A 2,258-nucleotide genomic window follows, 5' to 3' on the forward strand; every position below is an offset into this window, starting at 1 on the left:
CGAGCTGGCAGCCGCCCTCGCCGGCTGGGCGTCCGACTATTCGGAGCTGCCGATCGCGGGCGCGCTCGGCGCCGTGCCGATGCCGGCGGAAGCGGCGCTGTCGCGGCTGCCGTTCCTGCCGGCCGAGCGGCGGCGCAATAGCGGCTCGATCGTCGCGGCGCTGGACGCGCTGGCGAACCACATGCCGTTCGCGCGGGCGTATCACTGGCTGGCGATCGACGATGCAGGCGATGCGGTGCAGGAACTGGCGGACCTGTTCGCACGCGTGTTCCTCGCGAACGTCGATTCGCCGCTGCACGCGATCGTCTTCACGCACGCGATCACCGGCACGGCAGCGGCAGGACATTTGCTCCCTTTCGTGTCCGGCGAAGAGAGACAAGCGCTGGTGCGGCACGTCTGGCATGCCGGCTGCGCGCTGTACGCAGCTTATGGAACGAAGCGACCTGCCGCCGCCGGAGGCGAGGTCCTTTCAGCCGGCGAACTCGCCGATGGCGCGGTCGCGAACGGCGACGATCATGTCATCAAGCTGACGGAGGCAGTGGTGGCGCTCCGGTTAGAGCCCGTGCTGGCAAGCGCGGTCAGCCTGAAGGCGATGGAGTGGCTCGGAACCGAATAGGCCGTTCGCTTCGAGCGAAGCCGAGAAGCGTATCTCGACTTCGCTCGATACGAACGGGACTGGGCCGGGTCAGGCCGCCTTCTTCGCGGCGATCCAGGTGTCGATCTTCTTTTCCAGCACTTCCATCGGCAGCGCGCCGGTCATCAGCACCTGGGCGTGGAATTCGCGCGGGTCGAACTTGGGGCCGAGCTCCTTCATCGCCTTGGCCTTCAGCCGCTGGATGGTGAGCGCGCCGAGCTTGTAGGCGAGCGCCTGGCCGGGAATGGCGATGTAGCGCTCGACCTCGGCGGTCGCTTCGGTCCGGCTCATGCCCGAGTTGGCGAGCATATAGTCGATCGCCTGATCGCGGTGCCAGCCCTTCGCGTGGATGCCGGTATCGACGACCAGCCGCATCGCGCGCAGCATCTCGTCGTTGAGGCCGCCGAAGCGCTGGTACGGGTCGGTTTCCATGCCGAGCTCCTTCCACAGCGTCTCCGCATAAAGGCCCCAGCCTTCGGCATAGGCGGTGTTGCCGCCGAAGCGCATGAATGCGGGCAGCGCCGCATTTTCCTGCGCCAGCGCGATCTGGAAATGGTGGCCCGGCACGCCTTCGTGCAGGAACAGCGTCTCCGCGCCCCATGTCCGGCGCGACGGCAGGTCATAGGCATTGAAGTAGAAGACGCCGGGCCGCTTGCCGTCGGGCGTTCCCGGTTCGTACGAGCCGCCGGCCTGCGTCTTTTCGCGATAAGGTTCATAGGCGCGGATCTCGAGCGGCGTCTTGGGAATGGTCGAGAATTGCTCGCGCACGCGCGCGTCGACCCGCTTGCCGATGTCGTAGAAGAGCTGGGTATAGGCTTCGCGGCTGGCCGGCTGGAATTTGGGGTCGGTGCGGAGCGACTCGAAGAACTCGCCCAACGTGCCCTTGAAGCCGACCTGGTTCTTGATCGCCTCCATCTCGCCCTTGATCCGCGCGACTTCGGACAGGCCGAGATTGTGCACATAGTCTGCCGTCAGCGGCAGCGTCGTGTTGGTCTCGATCAGATAAGCGTAGAGCTTGTCGCCGCCGGGCATGTATTTGAGGCCCTCGCCGTCGCGGGCGACCGGCAGATATTCGTTCTTCAGGAAATCGCGCAGGCGGATATCGGCGGGAATGATGCCGTCGCGGATGATCGCGGCATATTCCGCCTTCAGCCGAGCCTGGTCGGCGGCCGAGATGCCGTCGGGGAATTTCGTCACCGGCCCGTAGAAAGTCGATCCTTCGACGCCCTGCTTGATCTGGGTGTCGAGCTGCTCGATCACGTTGTTGACGACCAGCTTGGGCTGGACGACGCCGGTCTTCATGCCCTCGCGGAACCGGGCGATCGAGCGGTCGATCAGCGCGATATAGTCGCGGTGCCGCTTCAGGTTGTTCTCATAATCCGCGAGCGTCTTGAACGGCGCCGCGCCCTTGCCCGACGCAAAGGTCGGGTAAAAGACGTGGAAGCCGAAGAAATGATCGATCGGCCGCACCGCGGTCAGCGCCAGCATGTCCGGCGACAGGCCTTTCAGCGTGTCCTTCGTCTGCCATTCGAATACGTCGTAAGCGATCTGGTTGGTCGGCGTCAGCTTGTCGCGCGGGATCGCGTGCAGGTTCTTCAGGTCGCTCTCGGCAGCCGCGCGCGAG

The 2,258-nt window shown here is 65.3% G+C and carries 2 protein-coding genes; one reads left to right on the forward strand and one right to left on the reverse strand.

Annotation, left to right across the window (positions count from 1 at the left end; all coding sequences use genetic code 11):
• Positions 1–616: hypothetical protein (locus VFT73_RS12450; RefSeq protein ID WP_326411578.1), on the forward strand; the 616-nt coding region annotated here is incomplete at its 5' end.
• Between the two features lie 69 nt (positions 617–685).
• On the opposite strand, the gene VFT73_RS12455 is transcribed toward VFT73_RS12450, so the two are convergent.
• On the reverse strand, positions 686–2,258 hold a 1,573-nt coding region (locus VFT73_RS12455), incomplete at its 5' end, for a DUF885 domain-containing protein (protein WP_326411580.1).

Origin of the sequence: Sphingomonas sp. (assembly GCF_035758555.1) — a bacterium.
Taxonomy (GTDB): domain Bacteria; phylum Pseudomonadota; class Alphaproteobacteria; order Sphingomonadales; family Sphingomonadaceae; genus Sphingomonas_B.